Source organism: Flavobacterium proteolyticum (assembly GCF_015223105.1).
Lineage (GTDB): Bacteria > Bacteroidota > Bacteroidia > Flavobacteriales > Flavobacteriaceae > Flavobacterium > Flavobacterium proteolyticum.
In genome coordinates this window covers 380,985-405,789 of the sequence record NZ_JADFTZ010000002.1, presented here as the reverse complement: position 1 = coordinate 405,789, position 24,805 = coordinate 380,985, and the positions used below count along the sequence as shown (strand labels likewise).

Genomic DNA, 24,805 nt, shown 5'->3' with positions numbered 1-24,805 from the left:
AAATATAAGAAAACATAAATCCAATAATTTATAATTTGATATTTGAGTTTTTTCTCAAGTCTTTTAAAGTTGAATGAAATATATAGAGCAATACACAGTTGAGTGAACCTAAGTATAATCTGCGCATATAAACCAAATAGAATTGTAAAGTCTAATATTATCGTTATTATTAATAGAGCTTTATTGATTTTATTAATTATTTTCATATTATCTATATTTTTAAACTTTCAGAAATAATTGAAAGTTTTAATTAAATTTTTTATTTCATAATCTTTACCACCAGTTTTGCTAACCAATTGTCTTTGTATTCTGTGATTTTATCCAAAACGTTATCCGCTTTTAATACGAAGTCGTACAATTTTGTGGTTTGATCTACGAAATGTTTTTCCGCTTCGGTTCCATCAGATTTTATTGTAGAAACTTCTTTTAAAACTTTTAAAGCGGGTTTGATTTCACGTTTGCTTCTTTCTCTTGAAATTTTAACTGCCAATTCATCTAAATCTTTTTCTGCGGTGAAAAATTCACGTCTTTCGCCTGCTTTGTATTCTTTGTACACGATGCCCCAATCCATCAACGCTCTTAAATTCATAGAAGCATTACCGCGCGAAATTTGTAATTCTTCCATAATGTCTTCCATAGAAACAGGTTCGTGCGAAACCATTAACAACGCATGTATCTGTGCCATGGTTTTGTTAATGCCCCATTGAGAACCTAAAGCTCCCCAGGTTTGAACGAATTTATTTTTTGCTTCTTTGAATTCCATTTTTTAGAATTATTTCATTTTGATAGGACAAAGTTAAGTAAAAGTTTTTAAAGTTTCAAAAAAAAATGAAAGTTTTTTTCAAATTGTAAAAAAGTTAATATTGGTGAATATAATCACTAAAAAATATATAAATTTGGTGAATACAATCACTGAAAAATATATAAATTTGGTTAATACAATCACTGAAAAATATATAAATTTGGTGAATAGAAATAAAATATATAATTTTGTTTAAAATTTAAGGTATGATTTTTAGAGATTTAACTGCTAATTTGGAAGCAAAATTACACAAAGGAAAAGTTATTGTGTTAATTGGTCCAAGACAAGTAGGAAAAACAACTTTAATTAATTCCATTTTAAAAGATAAAGAGTATTTGTTTTTGGATGGAGATGATAATACTGTTGCTGAAACTTTAGCGAATGCTAACACAGAAATTTTGAAAAGTATTATTGGTAATTATAAATATATTTTTATTGATGAGGTACAACGTATTCCAAATATTGGTTTGAAGTTGAAAATTATAGTAGATCAAATAAAAGATGTGCAAGTTGTTGTTAGTGGATCTTCTTCTTTAGATATTAATAACGTTACGCAAGAACCATTAACAGGGAGAAAGTTCGAGTTTCATATGTTTCCCGTTTCATGGAAGGAATTTGAAAATAGTGTGGGTTACATGAAAGCCCAACAACAACTTGAAATTCGATTACTGTACGGAATGTATCCAGATGTAATTAATAATTTTGGTACTGAATATGAAATTTTGAAAAACTTGGTTTCGAGTTATTTGTACAAAGATATTTTAGCTTTGGCAGGTATAAGAAAATCTGAAGTTTTGGAGAAAATATTACGTGCTCTTGCTATGCAAGTGGGAAGTGAAGTTAGCTACAACGAAATTGCTCAGTTGGTTGGAGTTGATAAAAACACTGTAAATAATTATATCGATTTGTTAGAAAAAAGCTTTGTGATTTTCCGTTTGACAAGTTTTTCAAAGAATATTCGAAACGAAATTAAAGCAAATAAAAAAATATACTTTTATGATAATGGTGTGCTGAATATGTTAATTGGTAATTTTAATGCTTTTGAATTCAGACAAGATAAAGGTGCATTGTGGGAAAATTTTTTAGTTTCTGAACGATTGAAGCAATTATCTTATACACAAAGTATAGCAAAATCTTATTTTTGGAGAACCACAACCCAACAAGAAATTGATTATATTGAAGTCAATACAGATGAAATTAGTGCTTTTGAATTCAAATGGGCAACCACTAAAAAAGCAAAATTGCCAAAATCTTTTTCGGATGCTTATAACCCAAGTTTTTTGGTGGTGAATAAGGATAATTTTAGGGAGTTTTTGAAGTAGATTTTAAATAACACCGACAGAATTAAGAATTCTATCGGTGTTGATTATTTTACAAAAGTCCCGCTCTCTTCAACAACGCCTCAACTTTTGGTTCCTGACCTCTGAATTTTTTATACAATTCCATTGGTAATTCGGTGCCGCCTTTTGAAAGTACGTTGTCTTTGAATTTGGTTGCGACTTCTTTATTGAAAATTCCTTTTTCTTGGAAATACGCAAATGCATCGGCATCTAAAACTTCCGCCCATTTGTAGCTGTAATATCCCGAAGAATATCCGCCTTGGAATATATGTGAAAACGAAGTACTCATGCAATTTTCTTCCACATCTGGATATAACGATGCGATTTCCATAGCTTGTTTTTCAAAGGCTTTTACATCAGCAATTGTTTGTGATTTGCCATGATACGCCATGTCTAAAATTCCGAAACTTAATTGTCGTAATGTTGCCATTCCTTCTAAGAAACTCGCACTTTCTTTGATTTTTTCTACATACTGATGCGGAATAATTTCACCTGTTTCGTAATGTTTTGCAAATAAAGCCAATGCTTCAGGTTCATAACACCAGTTTTCCATGACTTGACTTGGTAATTCCACAAAATCCCAATACACCGAAGTTCCTGATAAACTTGGATAAGTAGTATTGGCTAACATGCCGTGTAAAGCGTGCCCAAATTCGTGAAACAAGGTCGTTACTTCGTTGAAAGTCAATAATGATGGTTTCGTTTCGGTTGGTGGTGTGAAATTACACACTATAGAAACATGTGGTCGTTCGTTGATTCCGTCCTTAATATATTGTGGTTTGTAGGATGTCATCCAAGCGCCATTTCGTTTTCCTTTTCTCGGAAAGAAATCTGAATAGAAAACAGCGACTAATTGTTCTTCGAAATCTAAAACTTCAAAAGTTTGAACGTCTTCGTGGTATTTGTCAATATCAAAAACTTCTTTGAACGTGATTCCAAATAACTTTTCAGCAATTTTAAAAGCGCCGTTCAACACATTTTCCAATTGGAAATAGGGTTTCAACAACTCATCATCCAAACTGAATAATTTTTGCTTCAATTTTTCCGAATAATAAGCGCCGTCCCATTTCTCTAATTGGTTAATTCTGTCTAATTCTTTGGCGAAAGCGGTTAATTCAGCAAATTCTTTATGAGCAGCTGGTTTTGCTTTTTCCAATAAATCATTCAAAAACGATTGTACTTTTTCTGGATTTTGCGCCATTCGTTCCTCCAAAACAAAATGCGAATGAGATTGATAGCCCAATAAATTAGCGCGTTTGTGACGTAATTCAACAATGCGTTTTACGTTTTCTGTGTTATCGAATTCGTTATTTTGAAACGCTTTTTTTCCAGCTGCGATTGCAATTTCTTTTCGCAATTCACGATTTTCGACATAAGTGACAAAAGGCAAATAACTTGGAAAATCTAAAGTAAAAACCCAACCTTCCAAATTTTTTGATTTTGCCAAACTTGCCGCCATTTCTTTAGCACCATCAGGTAACCCTTTTAAATCGGCTTCGTTAGTAATGTGTAATTGATAGTTATTTGTTTCTGCCAAAACATTTTCTCCGAAAGTCAACTTTAATTTCGCTAGCTCAGTATCAATTTCGCGTAGTTTTAATTTATCTTCTTCCGAAAGTAACGCTCCATTTCTAGAAAAACCTTTGAATTTTTTATCTAATAAAGTCGCTTGCTCAGTAGTTAATGTCAAAGTATCTTTTTGATCATAAACTGCTTTTACTCGTTTGAATAAGTCTTCGTTCAAAGCAATATCATTACTAAATGCTGTAAGTAAAGGCGAAACTTCTTGCGCAATTTTTTGCATTTCTTCACAAGTTTCTGCCGAATTCAAATTGAAGAAAATATTCGATAAACGATCTAATTGTTCTCCAGAATAATCCAAAGCTTCAATTGTATTTGAAAAAGTAGGTGCTTCTGTGTTTTTTACGATGTTATCGATTTCAGCACGAGCGAGTTCGATGGTTTTTTCGAAAGCCTCTTTATAATCTGAAAGATTAATCTTACTAAAAGGTGCTGTATTGTGCTTTGTTGTAAATTTTTTTAAAAAAAGTGTCATAAAAATTTGTTTTTATCGATAAAGTGTATAATTTTGTCGATGAAATGATGTAGGAACATCCTTTTTGCCCCAAACAGAGAGAGAGTAGAATTTTTTTATAGTTGTCACTTAATTGTGAGTAGAAATCCCGAATTAGCAATAACTCGGGATTTTCTATTTTTATTTCAATCCTTCTGAAGCTTTTAAAACGGCTTGTTTTAATCCTTCTTTGTAAGCGATTATTTTGTCTAAAACGCATTTATCAGAACTTCCGATAATTTGTGCGGCTAAGATTCCCGCATTTTTTGCTCCGTTTAAAGCAACGGTTGCTACAGGAACTCCACCTGGCATTTGAAGAATCGATAAAACCGAATCCCATCCATCAATAGAATTACTCGATTTTACAGGAACTCCAATTACAGGAAGTGGCGACATAGAAGCAACCATTCCAGGTAAATGAGCCGCACCACCAGCTCCAGCAATAATTACTGAAATACCTCTTTCGTGTGCATTTTTACTGAAATCAAATAATTTTTCAGGTGTTCTGTGTGCCGAAACAATATCTACTTCAGTTTCGATATCAAATCCTTTTAATATGTCGATGGCTTCTTGCATTACCGGCATATCCGAAATGCTGCCCATTATTATTGCTACTTTACTCATTTGTTTTAATTGTTTAACACGAATTCCACTAATTTACACCAATTAAATTAGTGATAATTCGTGAAATTGGTGTTTATTTTACTTCGCTAATAACTCTAATGCTATTCTTTACTTCTTCCGCAATTTTTCTCGCTTCCGTCATGTCTTCATTTACGATGGTAACGTGTCCCATTTTTCTGAAAGGTCTTGTTTCTCTTTTTCCGTAAATGTGTGGAGTTACGCCATCAATTGCCATGATTTTCTCTATGTTTTCGTAAACTACTTGTCCAGAATAACCTTCTTCACCTACCAAATTTACCATAATTCCGGCAACTTTGCTATCGGTATTTCCTAAAGGTAAGTTTAAAATCGCACGTAAATGATTTTCGAATTGCGAAGTATAACTCGCTTCAATCGAATAATGTCCCGAATTATGTGGGCGAGGAGCAACTTCGTTTACCAAAATTTCATCGTCTTCCGTTTGAAACATTTCAACTGCTAATAAACCAACATGATTGAAAGCTTGCGAAACTTTTAAGGCAACTTCAGTAGCTTTTTGCGCTACTTTTTCATCAATTCGAGCAGGACAAATTACATATTCTACTTGATTCGCTTCAGGATGAAATTCCATTTCTACCACTGGATAGGTTTTTACTTCTCCAGAAACAGAACGCGCTACAATTACGGCTAATTCATTTTTGAACGGAACCATTTCTTCGGCAATACATTCCACATCGGGTAATTTTACCAAGTCTAATGCAGAACGACAAATTTTAACACCATTCCCGTCGTAACCAAATTGCGCACATTTCCATACGAATGGAAATTCTAGTTCGTCTTTCGCTAATGCAGTTCTCAAATCGTTCAAATCAACAAATCGTTGGTGTGACGAGGTGGGAATATCGTTTGAAACGTAATAATCTTTTTGTTTTCCTTTGTTTTGAATCAAACGTAAGGTTTTTGGCGAAGGGTAAATCGGTAATCCTTCTGCTTCTAATTTATCTAAAGCGTCTAAATTTACATTTTCAATTTCGATAGTTAACAAATTTACCATCTTACCAAATTGATAAACGGTGTTAAAATCCATTAAACTGCCTTTGTAAAATCCGTTGCAACTGTATCGTGCTGGAGCTTCTTCACTTGGTTCTAAAACTAAAGTTTGAATATCGAATTTTCGAGTTTCGGTCAAAAGCATTTTTCCTAATTGACCTCCTCCTAAAATTCCTAATTTAAAATCAGAAGAAAAATAATTCATTTGTTGTAGTTGTTGTTTGCGCAAAGATACTCAGACAATTGATAATTAACAATTGATAATTAACAATTTGTTACTTGTTGAGTTTTTTCAAAAGATTTCGTGTTGCCGCTTGGTAAGCCGCGGTATGATTCGAATAATCTTGAGAAATAATCGTTTTTAATTCTTCGTGAACCCAATCGTATTTCTTTCCCAAGACAAAAAGGGCTTTCATGGCATACACTTTTGCTGCTACTTTTTCGTCTTGAATCAATCGGTCAATTAAGGCTTCAATTAAATTGTGTTCTTGTTGTTGTGTGAGAGAAATTCCGTTTTTTCTGTGATTACTTTTGGCGAGAAAAAAGGCAATTTTAGTCGCTGGTCGTAATGCTGAATCGTCTTTTATTTTTGGAAGAATGGTACAGAAATCTTCAATGTAAGGAACAAATTGTTTCAGTTTCTTTTCGCAAACCAAATCCAAACTCCAAAAGGCTTTTACATGTAATTCATGTTTTGTGTCAAAAGCTAATTCAATCATTTTGCTAAGATTTTTTTTATCTTTCATAGCAAAATTGCTTACCATTTTTCGGCTGGCAACATGACAAGTGCTTTCTTCGATTTTCTGATATATTTGGCTTTTCATCCGGTAAATATATCAAATTTGCAAAAAAGTTGAAATACTTTGTAGCTATTCATTTGACTTTCTTAAATTTGTTGTTTATTTCTAAATCTAACCAAAGTGATACAACTACAAGATAAGAAATTTGAAGTTTTTATTTCGGGAGAGGAAATTAACTTCGCCATTGAAAACATGGCAAAACAAATTGAAGACGATTTTTGCGATGATGTTCCTGTTTTTATTGGCGTTTTGAATGGTGCTTTCATGGTCGTGGCTGATTTATTGAAAAAATACAGTCACAATTGCGAAGTTTCATTCGTAAAAATGGCTTCGTATGAAGGAACGCAAACTACTAATGAAGTAAAAGAACTAATTGGTTTGAACCAAAGTTTAGAAGGTCGTTCTGTAATTATCGTGGAAGATATTGTAGATACTGGAAATACAATTGAAGAATTAAAAGCAATTATGAAACAACACAATGTGAAACATTTCAAAATTGCTACTTTGTTTTTAAAACCTGAAGCTTATAAAAAAGATATTAAATTGGATTATGTTGGGATTCGAATTCCTAATAAATTTATTGTAGGCTATGGTTTAGACTATGATGGTTTAGGAAGAAATTTAAAAGACATTTATCAATTATCTGAGTAAAGAAAATAGAATAGAGAAAATAGAATAAAGACTAAAATTTATAAACACAACAAAAACAATGATCAATATCGTATTATTTGGAAAACCTGGTGCAGGAAAGGGAACGCAAGCCGATTTTTTAAAACACAAATACAATTTAGTACATTTATCTACTGGTGATATTTTTAGATTTAACATGAAAAATGACACTGAATTAGGAAAATTAGCAAAATCATACATTGATAATGGTGATTTGGTTCCAGATGAAGTGACCATTAATATGCTGCAAGATGAAGTAGAGAAAAATCCACAAGCAAAAGGATTTTTATTTGATGGTTTTCCAAGAACAATTGCACAAGCGGAAGCTTTAGATAAATTTTTGGCAGGAAAAAATCAAGAAATAACAGCTACAGTTGCTTTGGAAGCAAATGATGAAATCCTAGTACAACGTTTATTAGAACGAGGAAAAACTTCGGGAAGAGCGGATGACCAAGACGAAGAAAAAATCAGAAATCGTTACCAAGAATACAACGAAAAAACTGCGCCATTAATGGATTATTATAAAGCCCAACACAAATTTTACGCAGTGGATGGCATTGGAACAATTGAAGAAGTTACCGAGAGATTAAGTTTAGTTTTAGATACATTTCAATAAGAAAATAAGGGCCGAGAGATAAATTTCGGGCTTTCATTTTTTTTTTCGATATTTGCAAACGGAAAAGAGCGATTTCTTAAAACGGAATCTTGCTCTTTTTTTGTAATTTTAACTATGGAAATTTTAATTATTCTTTTTCTTATTGTCTTGAATGGCGTTTTTTCAATGTCGGAAATCGCATTGATTTCGGCTAGAAAGAATCGACTAGAAACTGCGGCTAAAAAAGGAAATAAAAATGCTAAAGCCGCTTTAGATTTAGCCAATTCACCAAACGAATTTTTGTCAACCGTTCAAATTGGAATTACCTTAATTGGAATTTTAACGGGTATTTATTCAGGAGATAAAATCACGACTGATGTTCAGAATTTTGTTTCAGGGTTTGAAGCATTAAAACCGTATTCGGAATCAATTGCTGTTGGAATTGTAGTTGTAGTGTTAACCTTTTTCTCTCTAGTTTTAGGAGAATTATTGCCAAAAAGAATCGGTTTGAATTATCCTGAAGGAATTGCAAAAGCAGTTGCTGTTCCAATGAAATTGGTTTCAACAGTTACGATGCCTTTTATTTGGTTGCTTACTACATCAACAGAGTTTTTATTGAAAATTTTTCAAATAAAACCAACAGCTGATGGAAAAGTTACGGAAGAAGAAATCAAAGCTATTATTAAAGAAGGGACAGAAGTAGGTGAGGTTCAAGAAATTGAACAAGATATAGTAGAGCGAGTTTTCCATATTGGCGATAGAAAAGTCAATTCGTTAATGACGCATCGAAAATCGATTGTTTATTTGTCATACGAAGATACAATTGAAGAAATCAAAGCAAAAGTTTTAGATGAATTACACTCGGTTTATCCCGTTTGTGAAGATAATTTAGATGATGTAGAAGGAGTAGTTTCTTTAAAAGATTTGTTTGCTAGTTTTGAGCAAGGTAATTTTGATTTGAAGAAAATTACTCAAGAACCTGTTTATTTTATTGAACATACTTCGGCTTACAAAGCATTAGAAAATTTCAAAAAAACAAAAGTGCATTACGCATTAGTTACCGATGAACACGGAGTTTTTCAAGGAATTATCACATTGAATGATATTTTAGAAGCTTTAGTAGGTGATGCAGCAGATTTCTATGAAGATGAATTTAAATTAGTAGCAAGAGAAGATGGTTCGTGGTTGGTTGACGGACATTATTCTTTGCACGATTTCTTAACTTATTTTGATATGGATGATTTAATTGGTGATTACGAGGTAACTACTGTGAGTGGTTTAATCGTTACCGAATTAGGAGTAATCCCCAAACAAGGACAAAAGTTAATTTGGAACAAACTAGAGTTTGAAGTTATTGATATGGACGGTGTTAAAATTGACAAAGTTTTAATTACCAATTTAAAAGAATAATAATTAAGTATTCAGTGTTCAGTATTTAGTAATCAGTTCTAAATAGTGTACATTGAGAATAACAAATTGTCATTTGAAGAGTTTTTTAGATTTTAAGAATCACTGAACACTCAAAACTGGCAACTGAACACTCAAAAAAATGACAGAGGGAAATTTTGTAGACTACGTAAAAATATATGTTTCTTCCGGAAAAGGAGGAAAAGGGTCTTCGCATTTACACAGAGAAAAATTTATTGAAAAAGGTGGGCCAGATGGTGGAGATGGTGGTCGTGGTGGACACGTATATATAAAAGGAAATAAAAACCTTTGGACATTATTTCATTTGAAATTTTTGAAACACGTTCGTGCGGGTCATGGAGGTGATGGTGGAAGTTCAAGAAGTACAGGACATGATGGAGAAGATAAAATTATTGAAGTACCATTAGGAACAGTTGTAAAAGATCAAGAAACAGGTGATGTTTTGTTTGAAATTACAGAGCATGATGAGATGAAAATCCTAGCAGAGGGCGGAAAAGGTGGTTTAGGAAACTGGCATTTTAGAAGTGCTACGAATCAAACGCCTCGTTATGCGCAACCGGGTATGCCTGTAAAAGAAGTAGATGTTACTTTAGAATTAAAAGTCTTAGCGGATGTAGGTTTAGTAGGTTTTCCAAATGCAGGAAAATCAACCTTACTTTCTGTTTTAACTTCGGCCAAGCCAAAAATTGCCGATTATCCGTTTACAACTTTAAAACCTAATTTAGGAATTGTAGCTTACAGAGATTTTCAATCGTTTGTAATGGCTGATATTCCAGGTATTATTGAAGGTGCTGCTGAAGGGAAAGGATTGGGACATTACTTCTTGCGTCATATAGAAAGAAATTCCACTTTGTTATTTTTAATTCCTGCTGATGCGGATGATATTAAAAAAGAATACGAAATTCTGTTAGATGAATTACGTCGTTACAATCCAGAAATGTTAGACAAAGATCGTTTGGTTGTCATTTCAAAATGCGATATGTTAGACGATGAATTAAAAGCAGAATTGAAAAAACAATTGGATAAGGAATTTAAAGGAACTCCATATATGTTTATTTCTTCTGTTGCGCAACAAGGTTTACAAGAGTTGAAAGACAAATTGTGGCAAATGTTGAATGTAGAAGAAAAATAAAAGATTATAAAAAGTAAGAAAAAGCATCTTCATTTTGAAGGTGCTTTTTTGTTTTTAAATCAGTTTATATAATAAAAAGTTAAAATTACTTCAATCTAATCTTATTTTGAAATGATAATTTTATCGAAATCGTATTTTTAAGTATATTCGCCACACAAATCAAAAGAACACAGATTTATTATGAAAAAATTATTATTATTTGTCGTTTCTGCTATTATGCTTGTGCCAGCTTCGGTAAAAGCAGACGAAGGAATGTGGTTTTTAATGTTCATTGAGCGTTTAAATCACCGCGACATGCAAAAAATGGGCTTACAATTAACAGCCGAAGAAATTTACAGTATCAACAACCACAGTTTAAAAGATGCTATTGTGCAATTTAACGGTGGATGTACTGCAGAATTAATTTCTAAAGACGGATTAGTATTAACCAATCACCACTGTGGATATGATGCCATTGCAGAATTGTCATCAGCAGAAAAAAACTACTTAAAAAACGGGTATTGGGCAAAAAACAGATCAGAAGAACTTAAACCATCAAGTTTATATGTACGTTTCTTTGTACGTATGGACGATTGTACAAAAAGAATCTTATCTGTTGTTAATCCAAGTATGAGCGAAGCGGATAGAGAAAAAGCTATCAATGCTGAAATCGCTAAAATTGAAAAAGAAAACAACGATGGTGGGAAATATACGGTTTCTGTTCGTCCGTTTTTCCAAGGAAATGAATACTACTATTTCGTTTATCAAGACTACAAAGACGTTCGTTTAGTAGGAACTCCACCAGAAAGTTTAGGAAAATTTGGTGGTGATACTGACAACTGGGAGTGGCCACGTCATACAGCAGATTTCTCTATGTTTAGAGTGTATGCTGATGCAAACGGTAATCCAGCTGACTATTCTCCAAACAATGTTCCATTACAACCAAAACACTATTTACCTGTAAACATTGGAGGAGTTAAAGAAAATGACTTCGCTATGATTTTAGGTTATCCAGGTAGAACTAACCGTTGGATGCCAGCAGGTGGAATTGAGCAAAACGTAAAATTTGCTTATCTAGCTTGGGTTGAGGGTTCTAAAACAGGAATGGACAACATGAAAAAATACATGGTTCAATCTGATGCTTTAAACCTTATCTATGCTTCTAAATTTGCAGGAGTAGCAAACTACTGGAAAAATCGTCAAGGAATGATTGATGCATTATCAAAATTTGGTACAGCTAAAACAAAAGCAGCTCAAGAAGCTAAATTCCACAAATGGGCTAACCAACCAGCGAACAAAGCTAAATATGGTAATGTAGTTCCTACAATCAATAAATATTATGCAATGACGAATGAAAAATCTCGTCATGATAATTATATGATGCAATTGTTTAGAACTTCTGCATTCGGTACAGTAAGTAGAGGTTTAGGAAGACAGTTAGAAAACTATGCTAAAGCAGATGCTACAAAAAGAGCGCAAATGGCTCCAGCAATTATAGAAATGGCTGAAGGAATGCATAGTGAATTACATATTCCTGCAGAAAAAGATATTTTAGCAGCTCAATTGAATTTATATGCTAAAAAAGCAGGATATAAATTAGCTCCAATGGTTGAGAAATTAGCTGCAGAAAACAATGGTGATTTTACAAAATATGTAAACGCAGCATTCGATTTAAGTATTTTTACTTCTGTTGATAGAGTAAAAGCATTCTTAGATTTACCATCTGAAGAATTACTTAAAAACGATCCACTTTATGTTTTAACTAATGATTTATTTACACACTACAGCTTTAGAAGTGAGGAGTTAATTAAAGCGCAAAACGATTTTGGAGCTTCTTTCCGTTTATTAGTTGAAGGGTTAAGAGAATCTAAAATTGGAGAAATCAAATATCCAGATGCAAATTCAACGTTACGTTTAACCTATGGAAAAGTTCGTTCTTTACCAGCTGACAAACGTAATGATGCAACAATTAATAACTACACTACATTAGCAGGTCAAGTTAAAAAATACAAAAAAGGGGATTTAGAATTTGATTTACCTACAAGAGTATTAGAAATGAATGCTAAAAAAGAGTTTGGTCGTTATGCAGATAAAGACGGTTCTTTACACGTTTGTTTCTTGACAGACAACGATATTACAGGTGGAAATTCAGGTTCTCCAGTATTAAACGGAAAAGGTGAGTTAATTGGTTTAGCATTCGACGGAAACATTGAAGCTATGGCTGGTGACGTAATCTTCGACAAAAAATTACAAAGAACAATCAACGTTGATATTCGTTACGTGTTATGGGTAATTGAGAATTTCTCAGGAGCTAAACACATTGTAGACGAAATGACAATTGTGAAGTAATTTCTAAATACAATAAAATTAAAACGACTTGAGAAATCAGGTCGTTTTTTTATGTGAAATATCCAAAATCATTTCACTATTTTTGAAAAATGAAAATTATCCAAATCTTTTTTCTATTGCTTTCGTTTTCAGTCTTTTCACAATCAACGTTTGAAAAGGCGGAAAAATTGTATGCACAAAAAAAATACAACGAAGCCGAGAAACTATTTTCCGAATATTTAAAATCGCAACCTAATCACGCTAAAACAATTGAATATCTTGGCGATATTGCCGGACATCAAAAAGATTGGGATGCTGCGATTACCAACTATAAGAAACTAAAAGTTAGTTATCCCAAAAACGCTAATTATTGGTACAAATATGGTGGCGCATTAGGAATGAAAGCTAAAGAGTCCAATAAATTCAAAGCCTTAGGAATGATTGACGAAGTAGAAGAATCGTTTTTAACCGCTGCAAAATTAGATCCAAGACATATCGATACACGTTGGGCATTAGTGATGTTATATATCGAATTGCCAGGAATCATTGGAGGAAGCGAAAAAAAAGCACAAAAATATGCCGATGAATTAATGGTGCTTTCAAAAGTCGATGGTTATTTAGCAAAAGGATATATTGATGTCTATTTCAGTCGCTATGCAAAAGCCGAAATCCATTATAAAAAAGCACACGAAATTGGCAATTCAAAAACTACTTTCGAAAAATTATATGACTTATATTTGAATAAGTTAAAAGATAAAGCGAAAGCCAATAAGTTAAAAGAACAATTTGAAAAATAGGTTAAAAGGTTATAGGTTTAATAGTTTAAAAGGCAATGTGCCCAAACTTTTCAACTCATAAACTTTTCAACTCATAAACTATACTAATGAGAACACATTTCATAGCAATCGGCGGAGCAGCCATGCACAATTTAGCATTAGCTTTACACAACAAAGGATATCACGTAACAGGTAGCGATGACGCTATTTTCGAACCATCCAAATCACGTTTAGAGAAAAAAGGATTGTTGCCAGCAGAGGAAGGTTGGTTTCCAGAAAAAATAACAACCGATATTGAAGCGATTATTCTGGGAATGCACGCAAAAGCGGATAATCCGGAATTATTGAAAGCTCAAGAATTAGGTTTGAAAATATATTCATATCCCGAATTTTTATACGAACAATCGAAAAACAAAACCCGAGTAGTAATCGGAGGTTCGCACGGAAAAACCACAATTACTTCGATGATTTTACACGTAATGCATTATCACAATATTGAAGTGGATTATATGGTGGGGGCTCAATTAGAAGGTTTCGATACGATGGTGCATTTAACCGAAGATAACGATTTTATTGTGTTAGAAGGCGATGAATATTTGACTTCTCCAATCGATTTGCGACCAAAATTCCATTTGTACCAACCCAATATTGCGTTGTTATCTGGAATTGCTTGGGATCATATCAACGTATTTCCAACGTTTGATAATTATGTAGAACAATTTAGAATTTTTGCCAACCAAATCACGCGTGGCGGAATTTTGGTGTACAACGAAGAAGACGAAGCCGTAAAAGCAGTAGCCGAAGGAACCGAAAATCCAATCCGAAAAATTGCGTACCAAACACCAATTTACACTGTAGAAAACGGAACCACTTTATTAGACACACCAGAAGGTCCAATGCCAATCGAAGTTTTCGGCGCACACAATTTAAGTAATTTAGCTGGTGCTAAATGGATTTGCCAATGCATGGGCGTGGACGAAGCCGAATTTTACGAAGCCATTGCTAGTTTCAAAGGCGCTTCAAAACGTTTAGAAAAAATCGCCGAAAGCAAGAATAAAGTTGCTTATAAAGATTTTGCACATTCTCCAAGTAAAGTTTCAGCTACTACAAAAGCGGTAAAAGCTCAATATCCAGATAGAAAATTAGTTGCTTGTTTAGAATTGCACACCTACAGCAGTTTAAATGCCGAGTTCTTAAAAGAATACCAAGGTGCTTTAGACGCAGCCGATGTTGCGGTTGTTTTCTATTCACCCGATGCAGTAAAAATTAAACGCTTGGAAGAAGTAACTTATGATCAAATTGCACAATCGTTCCAAAGAGAAGATTTGATTATTTATACCAATCCAACCGAATTTAAAGACTTTTTATTCAGCCAAAATTTAGAAAATTCAGCTTTATTATTAATGAGTTCAGGAAATTATGGCGGATTGAATTTTGATGAAGTGAAAGATTTAATCAATTAGTCAATATGCCAATTGATCAATGTGTCAATTTTACTAGAGATTTAATTGGCACATTGAAAATTGTCTAATTGCCATATTTATAATGCCCCACAATTTTCCAACTCAGCAAACAATCTTCCAAAACTTGTCCGCTTCCTACGTTGTGAACAATCATAGGGTTTCCGTTTTCTGATTTAATATGTGTTACAATACCAATATGTGGTAATTTATCACCAATCATCCAAGTAACTAAATCACCTGCTTTGTAATCGTTTGGATTTTGGGTAATGGGTAAAGTTGTTCCTTTTCGTGTAAAGAAAACTTCTAAATTTGGAACTCTTCTGTGGTCGATGTTTTTATCTGTAGTTTTCAAACCCCATTTTTCTAAATTGGGATACAATGAAAAGTTCGCTTTCATATCTTCATGAACTTCTTTCTGCAAATCAATTCCTAATTTTCGATACGCACGAATCACCACATCCGTACAAACGCCCGTTTTTGCAGGAACATCACCATTTGGATATTTTATCCCAACATATGCTGGAGTATAAACCACTTCAGGGTCAATTATCGAAATTGCTGCATTGGATAGTTTTTGATAGAAATCAGTTGGTTTTTCTATGGGTTGAGTTGTTGGTTTTGATTCTGTTATGTTTTCAGAAATAGTTTCAGATTTCTTGCATCCAAAAGAAAAGCAGATTAAAAGTAATGGAATAAATAGTTTCATGTTTTATTTATGGTTTGTTGAATTAAACGCAATTTTTAAGCCATTTATTTTGAAGATTTTCTATAACCACATAGAAACATAGAAAAATAAGAATTTTATAGTCAATAAATTGATTCACGTAGCTTCTTTGTGACCTATCTAAAATAAAATGCCTAATTAAATGAAAAGTAAACCTATGCTTCTATGTGGTAAAACTTTTGATTTTTTTCATTTTTTAGATTTTTTCAATTATTTTTGTTCTCATTAAACGCCAAAATAAATTTTTATGTACACGCCAATCAATCAATGGGCTGAAGACGATCGCCCACGTGAAAAATTTCTTCTAAAAGGTAAATCTACCTTATCTGATTCCGAATTACTTGCTATTTTAATTGGTTCCGGTTCTCGAAATGAGAGTGCGGTGCAATTGTGCCAACGTGTTTTAGCTTCCTCCGAAAACAACCTGAATACCTTAGGAAAAATGTCAGTTTCCCAACTCATGCAATTCAAAGGAATTGGAGAAGCTAAAGCCATTTCAATCGCCGCTGCATTAGAATTAGGAAGAAGACGCAGAGCCGAAGACGCTATTGAACTCGAAAAAATCACATCCAGTAAAGCCGTTTTTGATATCATGCAACCTATTATTGGTGAATTGCCTCACGAAGAATTTTGGGTTCTATATCTTAATAATTCCAATAAAGTCATCTACAAAGCCCAACTCTCAAAAGGCGGAATCACAGGAACTGTTGTAGATATTCGATTGATTTTTAAAATAGGTTTTGAACAAAATGCAACAGGAATAATCTTAACGCATAATCATCCGTCAGGAAAATTAATGGCTAGTGAAGCGGATTTGAAAATAACCAAACGAATCAAAGAAGCAGGTCAAACCTTAGAAATTCAAGTTTTAGATCATCTTATTATTATCGAAAATGGGTATTTGAGTTTTCAGGATGAAGGGATTTTTTGATTTTTTTTGAAACACATAGTCACATAGTTTTTTTATTATGACAAAAAAGGAAATTGATAATTTGTCGTTTCAAATTATTGGAGCGGCAATTGAAGTGCATAAAAATTTGGGAGCAGGTTTGTTAGAATCGGTTTATCATGAATGTATGAAAGAAGAGTTACGATTAAGGAAAATAAATTTTCACACAGAGAGAATAGTGCCAATTATTTACAAAGGAAATCAGTTAGAAGCTAATTTAAGATGCGATTTGTATGTCGAAAATCTTATTGTAGTAGAATTAAAATCTACTATTGAAATGCATAAAGTTTTTGAATCTCAAATTCTAACGTATATGAATTTACTCAATGCTCCAAAAGGAATTTTGATCAATTTTAATTGTAAAAATATTTTCAAAGAAGGACAAAAAACATTTGTAAATGAAATCTACAGAAATTTACCATAAAGCTATGTTTCTCTATTGACAAAGTAAAACCACTTTTTATACACAAACATAAGCTTATGTGTTTGTGTGTTTCAAAAATTAAATTAAACGCATAGTCATATAGCAAACTTGATTCTATGTTTTTTTAATGTCAGAGTGAAACGACTTTTTTTACACAATCCTAAACTTATGTGGCTATGTGTTTAAAAAAGTTACATAGTTTTTAATTACAATCTATGCGTTTAAACCCAACAATTATGGAAATTTTAAGATTTGGTAGTTTTTTATCTAATCAATAAGCCGTATTTTTATCAAAAATTAAAATATCATGAAAAATATAAAACTTTTAGTTGTAACCCTTTTAGTAACAATATCCGCTTCGGCGCAGTTTACACAAAAAGCTTTGCCTTATGCGTACAGTGCTTTGGAGCCATTTGTAGATGCGCAAACTATGGAAATTCATTACAGTAAGCATCATGCAGGATATGTGAAAAATTTAAATAAAGCCTTAGAAGGTACTGCAGATGAAAAATTAAGTTTAAACGAAATCTTAGCTAAAGTTTCTACTTTATCCACAGCTATCAGAAATAACGCAGGAGGTCACTATAATCATGAGTTGTTTTGGTCAGTTTTAACACCTGAGAAAAACACTAAAATGTCGGCTGATTTAGAAAAAGCTATTAATGAAACTTTCGGAAGTTTAGACGGATTGAAAGAAAAATTAAATGCCGCTGGAGCAAGTCGTTTTGGTTCGGGTTGGGCTTGGTTGGTGGTTACTAAAGAAGGAAAATTAGTAGTAACTTCAACTCCAAATCAAGATAATCCATTAATGGATATTGCAGAAGTAAAAGGAACTCCAATCTTTGGAATCGATGTTTGGGAACACGCTTATTACTTAAAATACCAAAATAAAAGAGGCGATTATCTATCTGCTTTATGGAATGTTGTTAACTGGACAGAAGTTAGCAAAAGATACAAAACAGCAATGCCAAAACCAGATACTTTTGCTTCTTGGCCAGAAATTAAAGCTTTTCATAAAGTAATGTCGCAAACATTCCATCCAAGTGAAGAAGGAAACTTACAACCTATAAAAGAAAGAAGTGCTGAAATGGCTGAAAAAGCAAACGCTTTAAAAATGGCTAAAATTCCAGCTGAATTCAACAAAAAAGAAATTATGGCTGCCGTTAATAAATTAGCAAAAGACAGTAAAGCATTAGATAAATTAGTAAAATCAAAAGCTTCTGACGAGAAAATCACTAAAGCTTTAAAAGGTTTACATGACACTTTTCATACAATTGTGGGATTGTGTACTCATGATGAAGATTAAATATTGAATTTATATAGAAAAACCTTGTACTTCCATACAGTGCAAGGTTTTTTATTAAAACTTAATTGAGAAATTTTTCTTTGTAATTTGTTATATTGCAACACTAAAATTAATGTTGGTTGAACTATGATTAGCACAAAAAAAATAACATTTTCTTATAATAAAGATCAACTGTTTCATATGCCCGATTTGCATTGTGATGCAGGAAGTACTATTTTAATAACTGGAGATTCTGGTAAAGGAAAAACTACTTACTTACATATTTTAGCGGGTTTGTTGAAACCTAAAACTGGAGAAATTGTAATTGATAACACCGATATTGTTTCTCTTTCAGAAAAGGCAACCGATAAATTTAGAGGAAAACACATTGGTGTGGTTTTTCAAAAATCGCATTTTATTGGCGCTTTAACTGTTTTAGAAAATTTGGAAATGGCAAGTTGGTTAGCAACGGGTAAAAAACATACCAAACGTGCAAAGAAATTATTAGAACAATTGGGAATCGAAAACCAAGCATCTAAATTGCCATCGCAATTAAGTATTGGTCAACAACAACGTGTTTCGATTGCGCGAGCTTTAATTAACGAACCAAAAGTGTTATTGGCAGACGAACCCACATCAAGTTTAGATGATAAAAATGCGGAAAAAGTAATCGAATTGTTGACTTCTTTATCGAAAGAATACAAAGCGGCTTTGCTAATCGTTACGCACGACAACCGAATTAAAGAAAGATTTATCAATAAAATTACCTTGATATGATAGCAAAATTAGCATGGAAAAATATATGGTTCAAACCATTAAATACCATCTTGAGTGTTGTTTTGCTAACCTCAAGTGTTGCGATTATTACCACTTTAGTTTTAGTCGAAAAACAATTTGAAGAAAAGTTTTCAAGCAATATTGACGGAGTTGATTTGGTAATGGGCGCTCAAGGAAGTCCGTTACAATTGATATTGTCTTCGGTGTATCAAGTAGATTCTCCTACAGGAAATATTAGTTACGATTCGGCAAAAGTTTGGATGCAACATCCGTTTGTTCAAAAAGCGATTCCGTTAGCGTTTGGTGACAATTATCGCGGTTATAAAATCTTAGGAACAACGCCCGATTATTTAGAAAAATATGGAGCAACAATTTCCGAAGGAAAACTATTTGAAAAAAACTTCGAAGTCGTAATCGGAAGTGATATCGCTCAAAAATTAAGTTTGAAAATTGGAGATGAGTTCTTTGGTTCGCACGGTGATGCAGCAGAAGGAGAAGTTCATGATCATTACGGATATAAAGTAGTTGGAATTGCAAAACCAACAGGAAAAGTAGTCGATAATTTAATTTTATGTACAATTCCAAGTGTTTGGCAAATGCACGGCGGACATGGTGAAGAAGAAAATCCGGCTCACGGGGAAGAAGGTCACGTTCATGTAGAAGGAGAAGAACATCATGAAGAAGCTGATATGACTTTAGACGAACCTGGAATGGAAATCACAGCCGTTTTACTAAAATTCCGCAACAAAATGGGAATTGTAACTTGGCCAAGAATCATCGCACAAAATACTAAAATGCAAGTTGCTTCACCAGCAATTGAAGTAAATCGTTTGTTTTCTTTATTCGGAATTGGAATTTCAGCTTTGCAATATTTGGCATACGGAATCATGTTGATTTCAGGAATTTCGATTTTCATTGCACTTTACAACACATTAAAAGAACGTGAAAAGGAATTTGCCTTAATGCGTGTCAACGGAGCCAAAAGACTACAACTTTTAAAAGTCGTGATGATTGAAAGTTTGCTTTTATGTGTTGTTGGGTTTATTTTTGGTACGATTTTGGGAAGAGTAGGATTAAGTATGTTGTCCAACTCAGCCGAAGAAGATTTTAAAATGAGTTTTAATCCATACGAATTTATTTGGGAGAAAGAGGGAACTTTATTTTTACTAACTATATTTGTGGGCTTTATTGCTGCGTTAATTCCAGCTATAAAAGCATACAATTTAAATATTTCAAAAACATTAGCAAATGCGTAATTATATTAAATTAAGTTTGGCTTTAGTCGTTTTTATTTCGATGATGAGCTTTTCAGATAGAACAACTTCAGTTGTAAAAGCTACTACTAAAACATCAGTAGCAGCAGATACACTAACATGGAAAATGTTGGGCGATATCAAATACGTTCGTAAAAAACACGCAACGTATGGTGAAGTGGAATTCCCTCAAGTGAACATGAAATTAAAAATGATGCAAAAGAAAACCGTTTTCATGAGCGGATTTATTGTACCAATCGATAACAAAAACTATGCGTTAAGTAAAAACGTTTTTGCCGCTTGTTTCTTCTGTGGAAAATCAGGACCAGAGACTATTGCTGGAATCAAATTTAAAGGTGGCGCTTTTCCAAAATTAAAAACAGATACTTACGTGACTTTAAAAGGAACTTTTAGATACAACGAAACCGACGTAGAAGATTGGATTTACCATATCGAAGACGCCGTAATTATATCTCAAAGTAAATAATTTAGAAGCCCATTCGTTTGGGCTTTTTTTAATGGTTTGGACCCGCTGTCCGCTATACAAGGTGTCGCTCCCATCGGGGCTAAAACAATCATAAGGCTAAAAAATCAGTAGTAAATTAGAAACATCCCGAAATTCAAAATTGGTGACAATTCGTGAAATTCGCGTTTAAAAGTAAAATGAAATCATTCCAACATAAGAAACATCTCTTTTTCGATTTAGATCATACGCTTTGGGATTTCGATAAAAATTCGGGATTTGCGTTTGACATGATTTTCAAACAGCAAGGTTTTGATATTGAGTTATCGGATTTTCTCAATATTTACATTCCAAGAAATCAGCATTATTGGAAATTGTACCAAGTGAATCAAATCTCGCATGATGATTTACGGTATTATCGTTTAAAAGACGTTTTCGATGCCTTGAATTTTGAAGTTTCAGACGAAATGATTCATCATTTATCAGAAGAATACATCAAATATTTACCCGAATACAATCATCTTTTTGATGGCGCTATTGAGTTATTGGATTATCTAAAACCGAAATATCAATTGCATATTATTACGAATGGTTTTGCATCGGTTCAAACCAAAAAGATGAAAAATTCCAAGATTGATCATTATTTTGAAACGATTACCAATTCGGAAATGGCAGGAGTTAAAAAACCACATAAAAACATATTCGATTTTGCATTATCTTTGGCAAACGCTTCAAAAGAAGAAAGTGTAATGATTGGCGATAGTTACGAAGCGGATATCATTGGAGCACAAGAAGCCGGAATAGAAGCTATATTTTTCAATGAGCAAAATATTGAAGTAGAAAATCCTGTTTTTCAGGTAAAACATTTATTAGAATTAAAAAATATTTTATAGTTATGAAGAAGTTAGTTTTGTTATTCGTTTTGTTTGTTTCCTCATTTTCTTTTGCCCAAGAGAATTATAAATATATTATTGTTCCTAAAAAGTTTAGTTTCTTTAAAGAAGAAAATAAATATAATTTGAATACGACTACTAAAGCTTTCTTTGAAAATAATGGTTTTGAAGTGTATTTTGATACCGATGAATTTCCTAAAGAATTAGCTGAGAATCGTTGCTTAGCATTAACTGTTAATGCAATTGAAAACAATAATGTATTCCTGACTAGAATAAATATCGAGTTAATAGATTGTTATAACAAATCGATACTGCTAAGTGATCTTGGAACAAGTAGAGAAAAGGAATATCAAAAAGCCTATACCGAAGCATTTAGAAATGCATTGACTTCGTTAAAAGGTCAATTGAATGTTAAAAGAACTTCTCCTAAATCTACTGTTTTGATAGATAATATGGTTGCATCAAATCCAATTTCTGTAAAAGCTAATACAATTATCGATGTTTCTCAATTGAAAGCTATTCCAACTGAAACAGGCTATAATTTAGTGAATCATACAAATAATATAGTTGTAATATTACATAGTACTTCCTTAGAAAACGTTTTTATCGCTTCTAAAGATATTTTTAAAGGAGTATTAATTAAAAAAAATACCGGTTGGTTTTTTGAATATGATTTTGAAAATAAAGTGTATTCAGAAAAAATAGAGGTTAAGTTTTAATCTTAATATCCATATTTATCCTTCCAACGATTCTTTAAAAACTGACGTAATTCTTTTTCACGAGCATTTTCTCCTGGTTCAAAAAACTTAGTTTCGGATATTTCAGTAGGTAAAAACTCTTGTTCGGCAAAGTTGTTGGGGAAATCGTGTGAGTATTTGTATTCTTCTCCGTAACCTAATTCTTTCATTAATTTAGTTGGCGCATTTCGTAAATGGATTGGTACAGGTAAATCACCAGTTTGTTTTACCATTTGTTGCGCTTTCCCAATAGCCATGTAACTCGCGTTGCTTTTTGCTGAAGTTGCTAAATAAATTGCACATTGACTCAAAATAATTCGGCTTTCAGGATAACCAATTGTCGTTACCGCTTGAAATGTATTATTCGCCATAATCAAAGCCGTTGGATTCGCATTTCCAATATCTTCACTAGCTAAAATCAGCATTCTACGGGCAATGAATTTTACATCTTCGCCGCCTTCAATCATTCGGGCTAACCAATAAACCGCACCATTTGGATCGCTTCCACGAATCGATTTTATGAATGCGGAAACAATATCATAATGTTGTTCGCCAGTTTTGTCATACAATACGGTGTTTTTTTGTACCAATTGCATTACTTTTTCATTCGTAATTTCTATGGTATCGCTTTCAGTAGCATTGATTACCAATTCGAAAATATTTAATAATTTTCTACCATCACCACTTGAAAGCCTTAATAAAGCCTCGGTTTCTTTTAATTGGATATTTTTATTTTGTAGCTGAATATCAGTTTTCATCGCGCGATGTAACAACGCTTCCAAATCGTCCTTGGTAAATGCATTCAATACATATACCTGACATCTTGACAATAAAGCGGGAATGACCTCAAAACTCGGATTTTCAGTGGTAGCACCAATCAAAGTTACCCAACCTTTTTCCACCGCAGCCAATAAAGAATCTTGTTGCGATTTGCTAAAACGATGAATCTCATCAATAAATAAAATGGGGTTTTTTGCGGTGAATAAACCACTACTTTGTTTCGCTTTTTCTATTACCTCGCGAATGTCTTTGACACCCGAATGTATTGCACTCAGTTGGTAAAACGGACGTTTGCTTTCTTGCGCCATAATTTGCGCCAAGGTTGTTTTTCCGGTTCCTGGTGGTCCCCATAAAATCAAACTTGGAATTAAACCTTTGGCAATTTGTTGTGTTAACGAACCTTCAGGTCCAACTAAATGCAATTGGCTGATGTAATCCGATAATTGTTGTGGGCGAATGCGTTCGGCTAATGGTTGATTCATGTCGTAAAATTACAAAAATATGCGATTCTTTTTTAGATTTTTACCACACAGAAACATAGGTTCTAAAATTATTAATTAAAGGCATTTCATTAATTTAAGATTATATAGATTTTGCTTTGTGAACTATGTTAAGTGTAAAGCCTTTTTTAACAAAAGTCAAACTTATGTGTCTATGTGTTTTAAATAAGTCTGCCATTATTTCATAATTATCTTTTTGGCTTTATCTTTGAATTTAAATCAGTATGGAAAAACAGCAAGATAATCCTTTTCAGTTTACAAAAGCGGTCATTTTATTACCGCTCTTTTTTGTATTCACTTTATGGTTGGTTTTTTGGTATGAATTGCAATTTAAACATAATTTATCGCATTTTGGAATTTATCCAAGAGAAGTGTATGGATTAAAAGGAATTCTATTTAGTTCATTTTTGCATGGCGATATTGAGCATTTGGCAAATAATTCCGTTGCATTATTAGTGTTGTTGCCTATTTTGAGATATTTCTACAAAGAGCAATCGTTTGTAGTTTTGCTGTTTGGAATTCTATTTTCCGGATTAGGAACATGGTTATTGGGAAGACCAAGTTATCATATTGGAGCCAGCGGATTAATCTATGCTTTAGTGAGCTTTATTTTCTTTAAAGGAATCTTTACTAAATATTACCGATTGGTAGCTTTATCATTTACCATCGTGATTTTATACGGTGGAAGCGTTTGGTATATGTTTCCGAATGTAAAAGAAGGCATTTCGTGGGAAGGACATTTAGCAGGATTTCTTGTGGGATTAGCCTTGGCTTTAGTTCTAAAAACACCGCAATTTTCAAAACCGATTTTCTACGACTGGGAAAAACCCGATTTCAATCCAGAACTTGATCCATTTATGAAAAACTTCGACGAAAAAGGAAATTTCAATCCGCCACCAAAACCAGAGGAAGTGATTCGAGAATACTTTAATTCTTCAATGAAAGTGGTTTATGAGTTTTTGGGAGGGAAGAAGTAGGTTT

At 33.0% G+C, this 24,805-nt stretch carries 23 protein-coding genes and 1 pseudogene; 17 read left to right on the top strand and 7 right to left on the bottom strand.

The window, feature by feature from the left end; all coding sequences use genetic code 11:
- Positions 1–259: 259 nt before the first annotated feature.
- Complete coding sequence (locus tag IM755_RS07330) at positions 260–763, bottom strand: GbsR/MarR family transcriptional regulator (RefSeq protein WP_026725674.1); 504 nt, start codon at positions 761–763, stop codon at positions 260–262.
- A gap of 245 nt (positions 764–1,008) precedes the next feature.
- Here IM755_RS07330 and IM755_RS07325 point away from each other — a divergent pair, with 245 nt between their 5' ends.
- Complete coding sequence (locus tag IM755_RS07325) at positions 1,009–2,124, top strand: ATP-binding protein (protein ID WP_194095265.1); 1,116 nt, start codon at positions 1,009–1,011, stop codon at positions 2,122–2,124.
- A gap of 49 nt (positions 2,125–2,173) precedes the next feature.
- On the opposite strand, the gene IM755_RS07320 is transcribed toward IM755_RS07325, so the two are convergent.
- From IM755_RS07320 to IM755_RS07305, 4 genes are all read right to left on the bottom strand, one after another.
- Positions 2,174–4,198 carry a M3 family metallopeptidase gene (locus tag IM755_RS07320; protein ID WP_194095263.1) on the bottom strand — a complete coding sequence of 675 codons (2,025 nt, stop codon included), beginning with the start codon at positions 4,196–4,198 and terminating at the stop codon, positions 2,174–2,176.
- Between the two features lie 159 nt (positions 4,199–4,357).
- A complete protein-coding gene (purE, locus tag IM755_RS07315; protein ID WP_008254544.1) occupies positions 4,358–4,840 on the bottom strand; it encodes a 5-(carboxyamino)imidazole ribonucleotide mutase in 483 nt (160 codons plus the stop codon).
- Between the two features lie 73 nt (positions 4,841–4,913).
- Complete coding sequence (locus IM755_RS07310) at positions 4,914–6,074, bottom strand: 5-(carboxyamino)imidazole ribonucleotide synthase (protein WP_194095261.1); 1,161 nt, start codon at positions 6,072–6,074, stop codon at positions 4,914–4,916.
- A gap of 70 nt (positions 6,075–6,144) precedes the next feature.
- Positions 6,145–6,693: a hypothetical protein gene (locus IM755_RS07305; protein WP_194095259.1), complete on the bottom strand. Its 549-nt coding sequence runs from the start codon at positions 6,691–6,693 to the stop codon at positions 6,145–6,147.
- Positions 6,694–6,789: 96 nt separating this feature from the next.
- Here IM755_RS07305 and hpt point away from each other — a divergent pair, with 96 nt between their 5' ends.
- The 7 genes from hpt (at position 6,790) to IM755_RS07270 (ending at position 15,039) form a co-directional block, all read left to right on the top strand.
- On the top strand, positions 6,790–7,320 hold the full coding sequence (gene hpt / locus IM755_RS07300; RefSeq protein ID WP_194095257.1) for a hypoxanthine phosphoribosyltransferase: 531 nt from the start codon (positions 6,790–6,792) through the stop codon (positions 7,318–7,320).
- Between the two features lie 58 nt (positions 7,321–7,378).
- Positions 7,379–7,954, top strand: a complete 576-nt coding sequence (locus tag IM755_RS07295; RefSeq protein WP_194095255.1) for an adenylate kinase — start codon at positions 7,379–7,381, stop codon at positions 7,952–7,954.
- Positions 7,955–8,119: 165 nt separating this feature from the next.
- A complete protein-coding gene (locus IM755_RS07290; protein ID WP_235677427.1) occupies positions 8,120–9,343 on the top strand; it encodes a hemolysin family protein in 1,224 nt (407 codons plus the stop codon).
- Between the two features lie 139 nt (positions 9,344–9,482).
- Entirely contained in the window at positions 9,483–10,493 is a 1,011-nt protein-coding gene (gene obgE, locus IM755_RS07285; protein ID WP_194095251.1) for a GTPase ObgE, read from the top strand.
- A gap of 180 nt (positions 10,494–10,673) precedes the next feature.
- Positions 10,674–12,821: a S46 family peptidase gene (locus IM755_RS07280; RefSeq protein WP_194095249.1), complete on the top strand. Its 2,148-nt coding sequence runs from the start codon at positions 10,674–10,676 to the stop codon at positions 12,819–12,821.
- Positions 12,822–12,910: 89 nt separating this feature from the next.
- Entirely contained in the window at positions 12,911–13,597 is a 687-nt protein-coding gene (locus IM755_RS07275; RefSeq protein WP_194095247.1) for a tetratricopeptide repeat protein, read from the top strand.
- An 86-nt stretch (positions 13,598–13,683) separates the two neighbouring features.
- A complete protein-coding gene (locus tag IM755_RS07270) occupies positions 13,684–15,039 on the top strand; it encodes a UDP-N-acetylmuramate--L-alanine ligase (RefSeq protein ID WP_194095245.1) in 1,356 nt (451 codons plus the stop codon).
- A 64-nt stretch (positions 15,040–15,103) separates the two neighbouring features.
- Here the strand turns inward: IM755_RS07270 and IM755_RS07265 are convergent, their stop codons facing one another.
- Positions 15,104–15,745: a DUF1287 domain-containing protein gene (locus tag IM755_RS07265; protein ID WP_194095243.1), complete on the bottom strand. Its 642-nt coding sequence runs from the start codon at positions 15,743–15,745 to the stop codon at positions 15,104–15,106.
- Positions 15,746–16,010: 265 nt separating this feature from the next.
- Between IM755_RS07265 and radC the strand changes: the two genes are divergently transcribed.
- From radC to IM755_RS07225, 8 genes and pseudogenes are all read left to right on the top strand, one after another.
- Positions 16,011–16,694 carry a RadC family protein gene (gene radC, locus IM755_RS07260; RefSeq protein ID WP_194095241.1) on the top strand — a complete coding sequence of 228 codons (684 nt, stop codon included), beginning with the start codon at positions 16,011–16,013 and terminating at the stop codon, positions 16,692–16,694.
- A gap of 37 nt (positions 16,695–16,731) precedes the next feature.
- Complete coding sequence (locus tag IM755_RS07255) at positions 16,732–17,136, top strand: GxxExxY protein (protein ID WP_194095239.1); 405 nt, start codon at positions 16,732–16,734, stop codon at positions 17,134–17,136.
- 307 nt (positions 17,137–17,443) lie between these two features.
- Positions 17,444–18,103, top strand: a pseudogene (locus tag IM755_RS12805) (superoxide dismutase); the annotation flags it as partial.
- Between the two features lie 519 nt (positions 18,104–18,622).
- Positions 18,623–19,198, top strand: coding sequence for an ABC transporter ATP-binding protein (locus IM755_RS07245; protein WP_228063913.1), 576 nt, complete (start codon positions 18,623–18,625; stop codon positions 19,196–19,198).
- Complete coding sequence (locus IM755_RS07240; protein WP_194095233.1) at positions 19,195–20,454, top strand: ABC transporter permease; 1,260 nt, start codon at positions 19,195–19,197, stop codon at positions 20,452–20,454. Before IM755_RS07245 ends, IM755_RS07240 begins: the two co-directional genes overlap by 4 nt.
- Positions 20,447–20,938 (top strand): hypothetical protein, encoded by a 492-nt coding sequence (locus tag IM755_RS07235; RefSeq protein ID WP_194095231.1) that lies wholly within the window; start codon positions 20,447–20,449, stop codon positions 20,936–20,938. Before IM755_RS07240 ends, IM755_RS07235 begins: the two co-directional genes overlap by 8 nt.
- Positions 20,939–21,114: 176 nt before the next feature.
- A complete protein-coding gene (locus IM755_RS07230; RefSeq protein WP_194095229.1) occupies positions 21,115–21,807 on the top strand; it encodes a YjjG family noncanonical pyrimidine nucleotidase in 693 nt (230 codons plus the stop codon).
- A gap of 2 nt (positions 21,808–21,809) precedes the next feature.
- Complete coding sequence (locus IM755_RS07225; RefSeq protein WP_194095227.1) at positions 21,810–22,526, top strand: hypothetical protein; 717 nt, start codon at positions 21,810–21,812, stop codon at positions 22,524–22,526.
- 2 nt (positions 22,527–22,528) lie between these two features.
- Here IM755_RS07225 and IM755_RS07220 read toward each other — a convergent pair whose 3' ends face one another.
- Positions 22,529–23,806: a replication-associated recombination protein A gene (locus IM755_RS07220; protein WP_194095224.1), complete on the bottom strand. Its 1,278-nt coding sequence runs from the start codon at positions 23,804–23,806 to the stop codon at positions 22,529–22,531.
- Between the two features lie 242 nt (positions 23,807–24,048).
- Here IM755_RS07220 and IM755_RS07215 point away from each other — a divergent pair, with 242 nt between their 5' ends.
- Positions 24,049–24,801 (top strand): rhomboid family intramembrane serine protease, encoded by a 753-nt coding sequence (locus IM755_RS07215; RefSeq protein ID WP_194095222.1) that lies wholly within the window; start codon positions 24,049–24,051, stop codon positions 24,799–24,801.
- Positions 24,802–24,805 lie beyond the last annotated feature (4 nt).

Coding starts and splice junctions, on each gene's coding strand:
- IM755_RS07330 (WP_026725674.1), bottom strand. CDS start 763: ATGGAATTCAAAGAAGCAAAAAATAAATTCGTTCAAACCTGGGGAGCT.
- IM755_RS07325 (WP_194095265.1), top strand. CDS start 1,009: ATGATTTTTAGAGATTTAACTGCTAATTTGGAAGCAAAATTACACAAA.
- IM755_RS07320 (WP_194095263.1), bottom strand. CDS start 4,198: ATGACACTTTTTTTAAAAAAATTTACAACAAAGCACAATACAGCACCT.
- purE (WP_008254544.1), bottom strand. CDS start 4,840: ATGAGTAAAGTAGCAATAATAATGGGCAGCATTTCGGATATGCCGGTA.
- IM755_RS07310 (WP_194095261.1), bottom strand. CDS start 6,074: ATGAATTATTTTTCTTCTGATTTTAAATTAGGAATTTTAGGAGGAGGT.
- IM755_RS07305 (WP_194095259.1), bottom strand. CDS start 6,693: ATGAAAAGCCAAATATATCAGAAAATCGAAGAAAGCACTTGTCATGTT.
- IM755_RS07295 (WP_194095255.1), top strand. CDS start 7,379: ATGATCAATATCGTATTATTTGGAAAACCTGGTGCAGGAAAGGGAACG.
- IM755_RS07290 (WP_235677427.1), top strand. CDS start 8,120: ATGTCGGAAATCGCATTGATTTCGGCTAGAAAGAATCGACTAGAAACT.
- obgE (WP_194095251.1), top strand. CDS start 9,483: ATGACAGAGGGAAATTTTGTAGACTACGTAAAAATATATGTTTCTTCC.
- IM755_RS07280 (WP_194095249.1), top strand. CDS start 10,674: ATGAAAAAATTATTATTATTTGTCGTTTCTGCTATTATGCTTGTGCCA.
- IM755_RS07275 (WP_194095247.1), top strand. CDS start 12,911: ATGAAAATTATCCAAATCTTTTTTCTATTGCTTTCGTTTTCAGTCTTT.
- IM755_RS07270 (WP_194095245.1), top strand. CDS start 13,684: ATGAGAACACATTTCATAGCAATCGGCGGAGCAGCCATGCACAATTTA.
- IM755_RS07265 (WP_194095243.1), bottom strand. CDS start 15,745: ATGAAACTATTTATTCCATTACTTTTAATCTGCTTTTCTTTTGGATGC.
- radC (WP_194095241.1), top strand. CDS start 16,011: ATGTACACGCCAATCAATCAATGGGCTGAAGACGATCGCCCACGTGAA.
- IM755_RS07255 (WP_194095239.1), top strand. CDS start 16,732: ATGACAAAAAAGGAAATTGATAATTTGTCGTTTCAAATTATTGGAGCG.
- IM755_RS07245 (WP_228063913.1), top strand. CDS start 18,623: ATGCCCGATTTGCATTGTGATGCAGGAAGTACTATTTTAATAACTGGA.
- IM755_RS07240 (WP_194095233.1), top strand. CDS start 19,195: ATGATAGCAAAATTAGCATGGAAAAATATATGGTTCAAACCATTAAAT.
- IM755_RS07235 (WP_194095231.1), top strand. CDS start 20,447: ATGCGTAATTATATTAAATTAAGTTTGGCTTTAGTCGTTTTTATTTCG.
- IM755_RS07230 (WP_194095229.1), top strand. CDS start 21,115: ATGAAATCATTCCAACATAAGAAACATCTCTTTTTCGATTTAGATCAT.
- IM755_RS07225 (WP_194095227.1), top strand. CDS start 21,810: ATGAAGAAGTTAGTTTTGTTATTCGTTTTGTTTGTTTCCTCATTTTCT.
- IM755_RS07220 (WP_194095224.1), bottom strand. CDS start 23,806: ATGAATCAACCATTAGCCGAACGCATTCGCCCACAACAATTATCGGAT.
- IM755_RS07215 (WP_194095222.1), top strand. CDS start 24,049: ATGGAAAAACAGCAAGATAATCCTTTTCAGTTTACAAAAGCGGTCATT.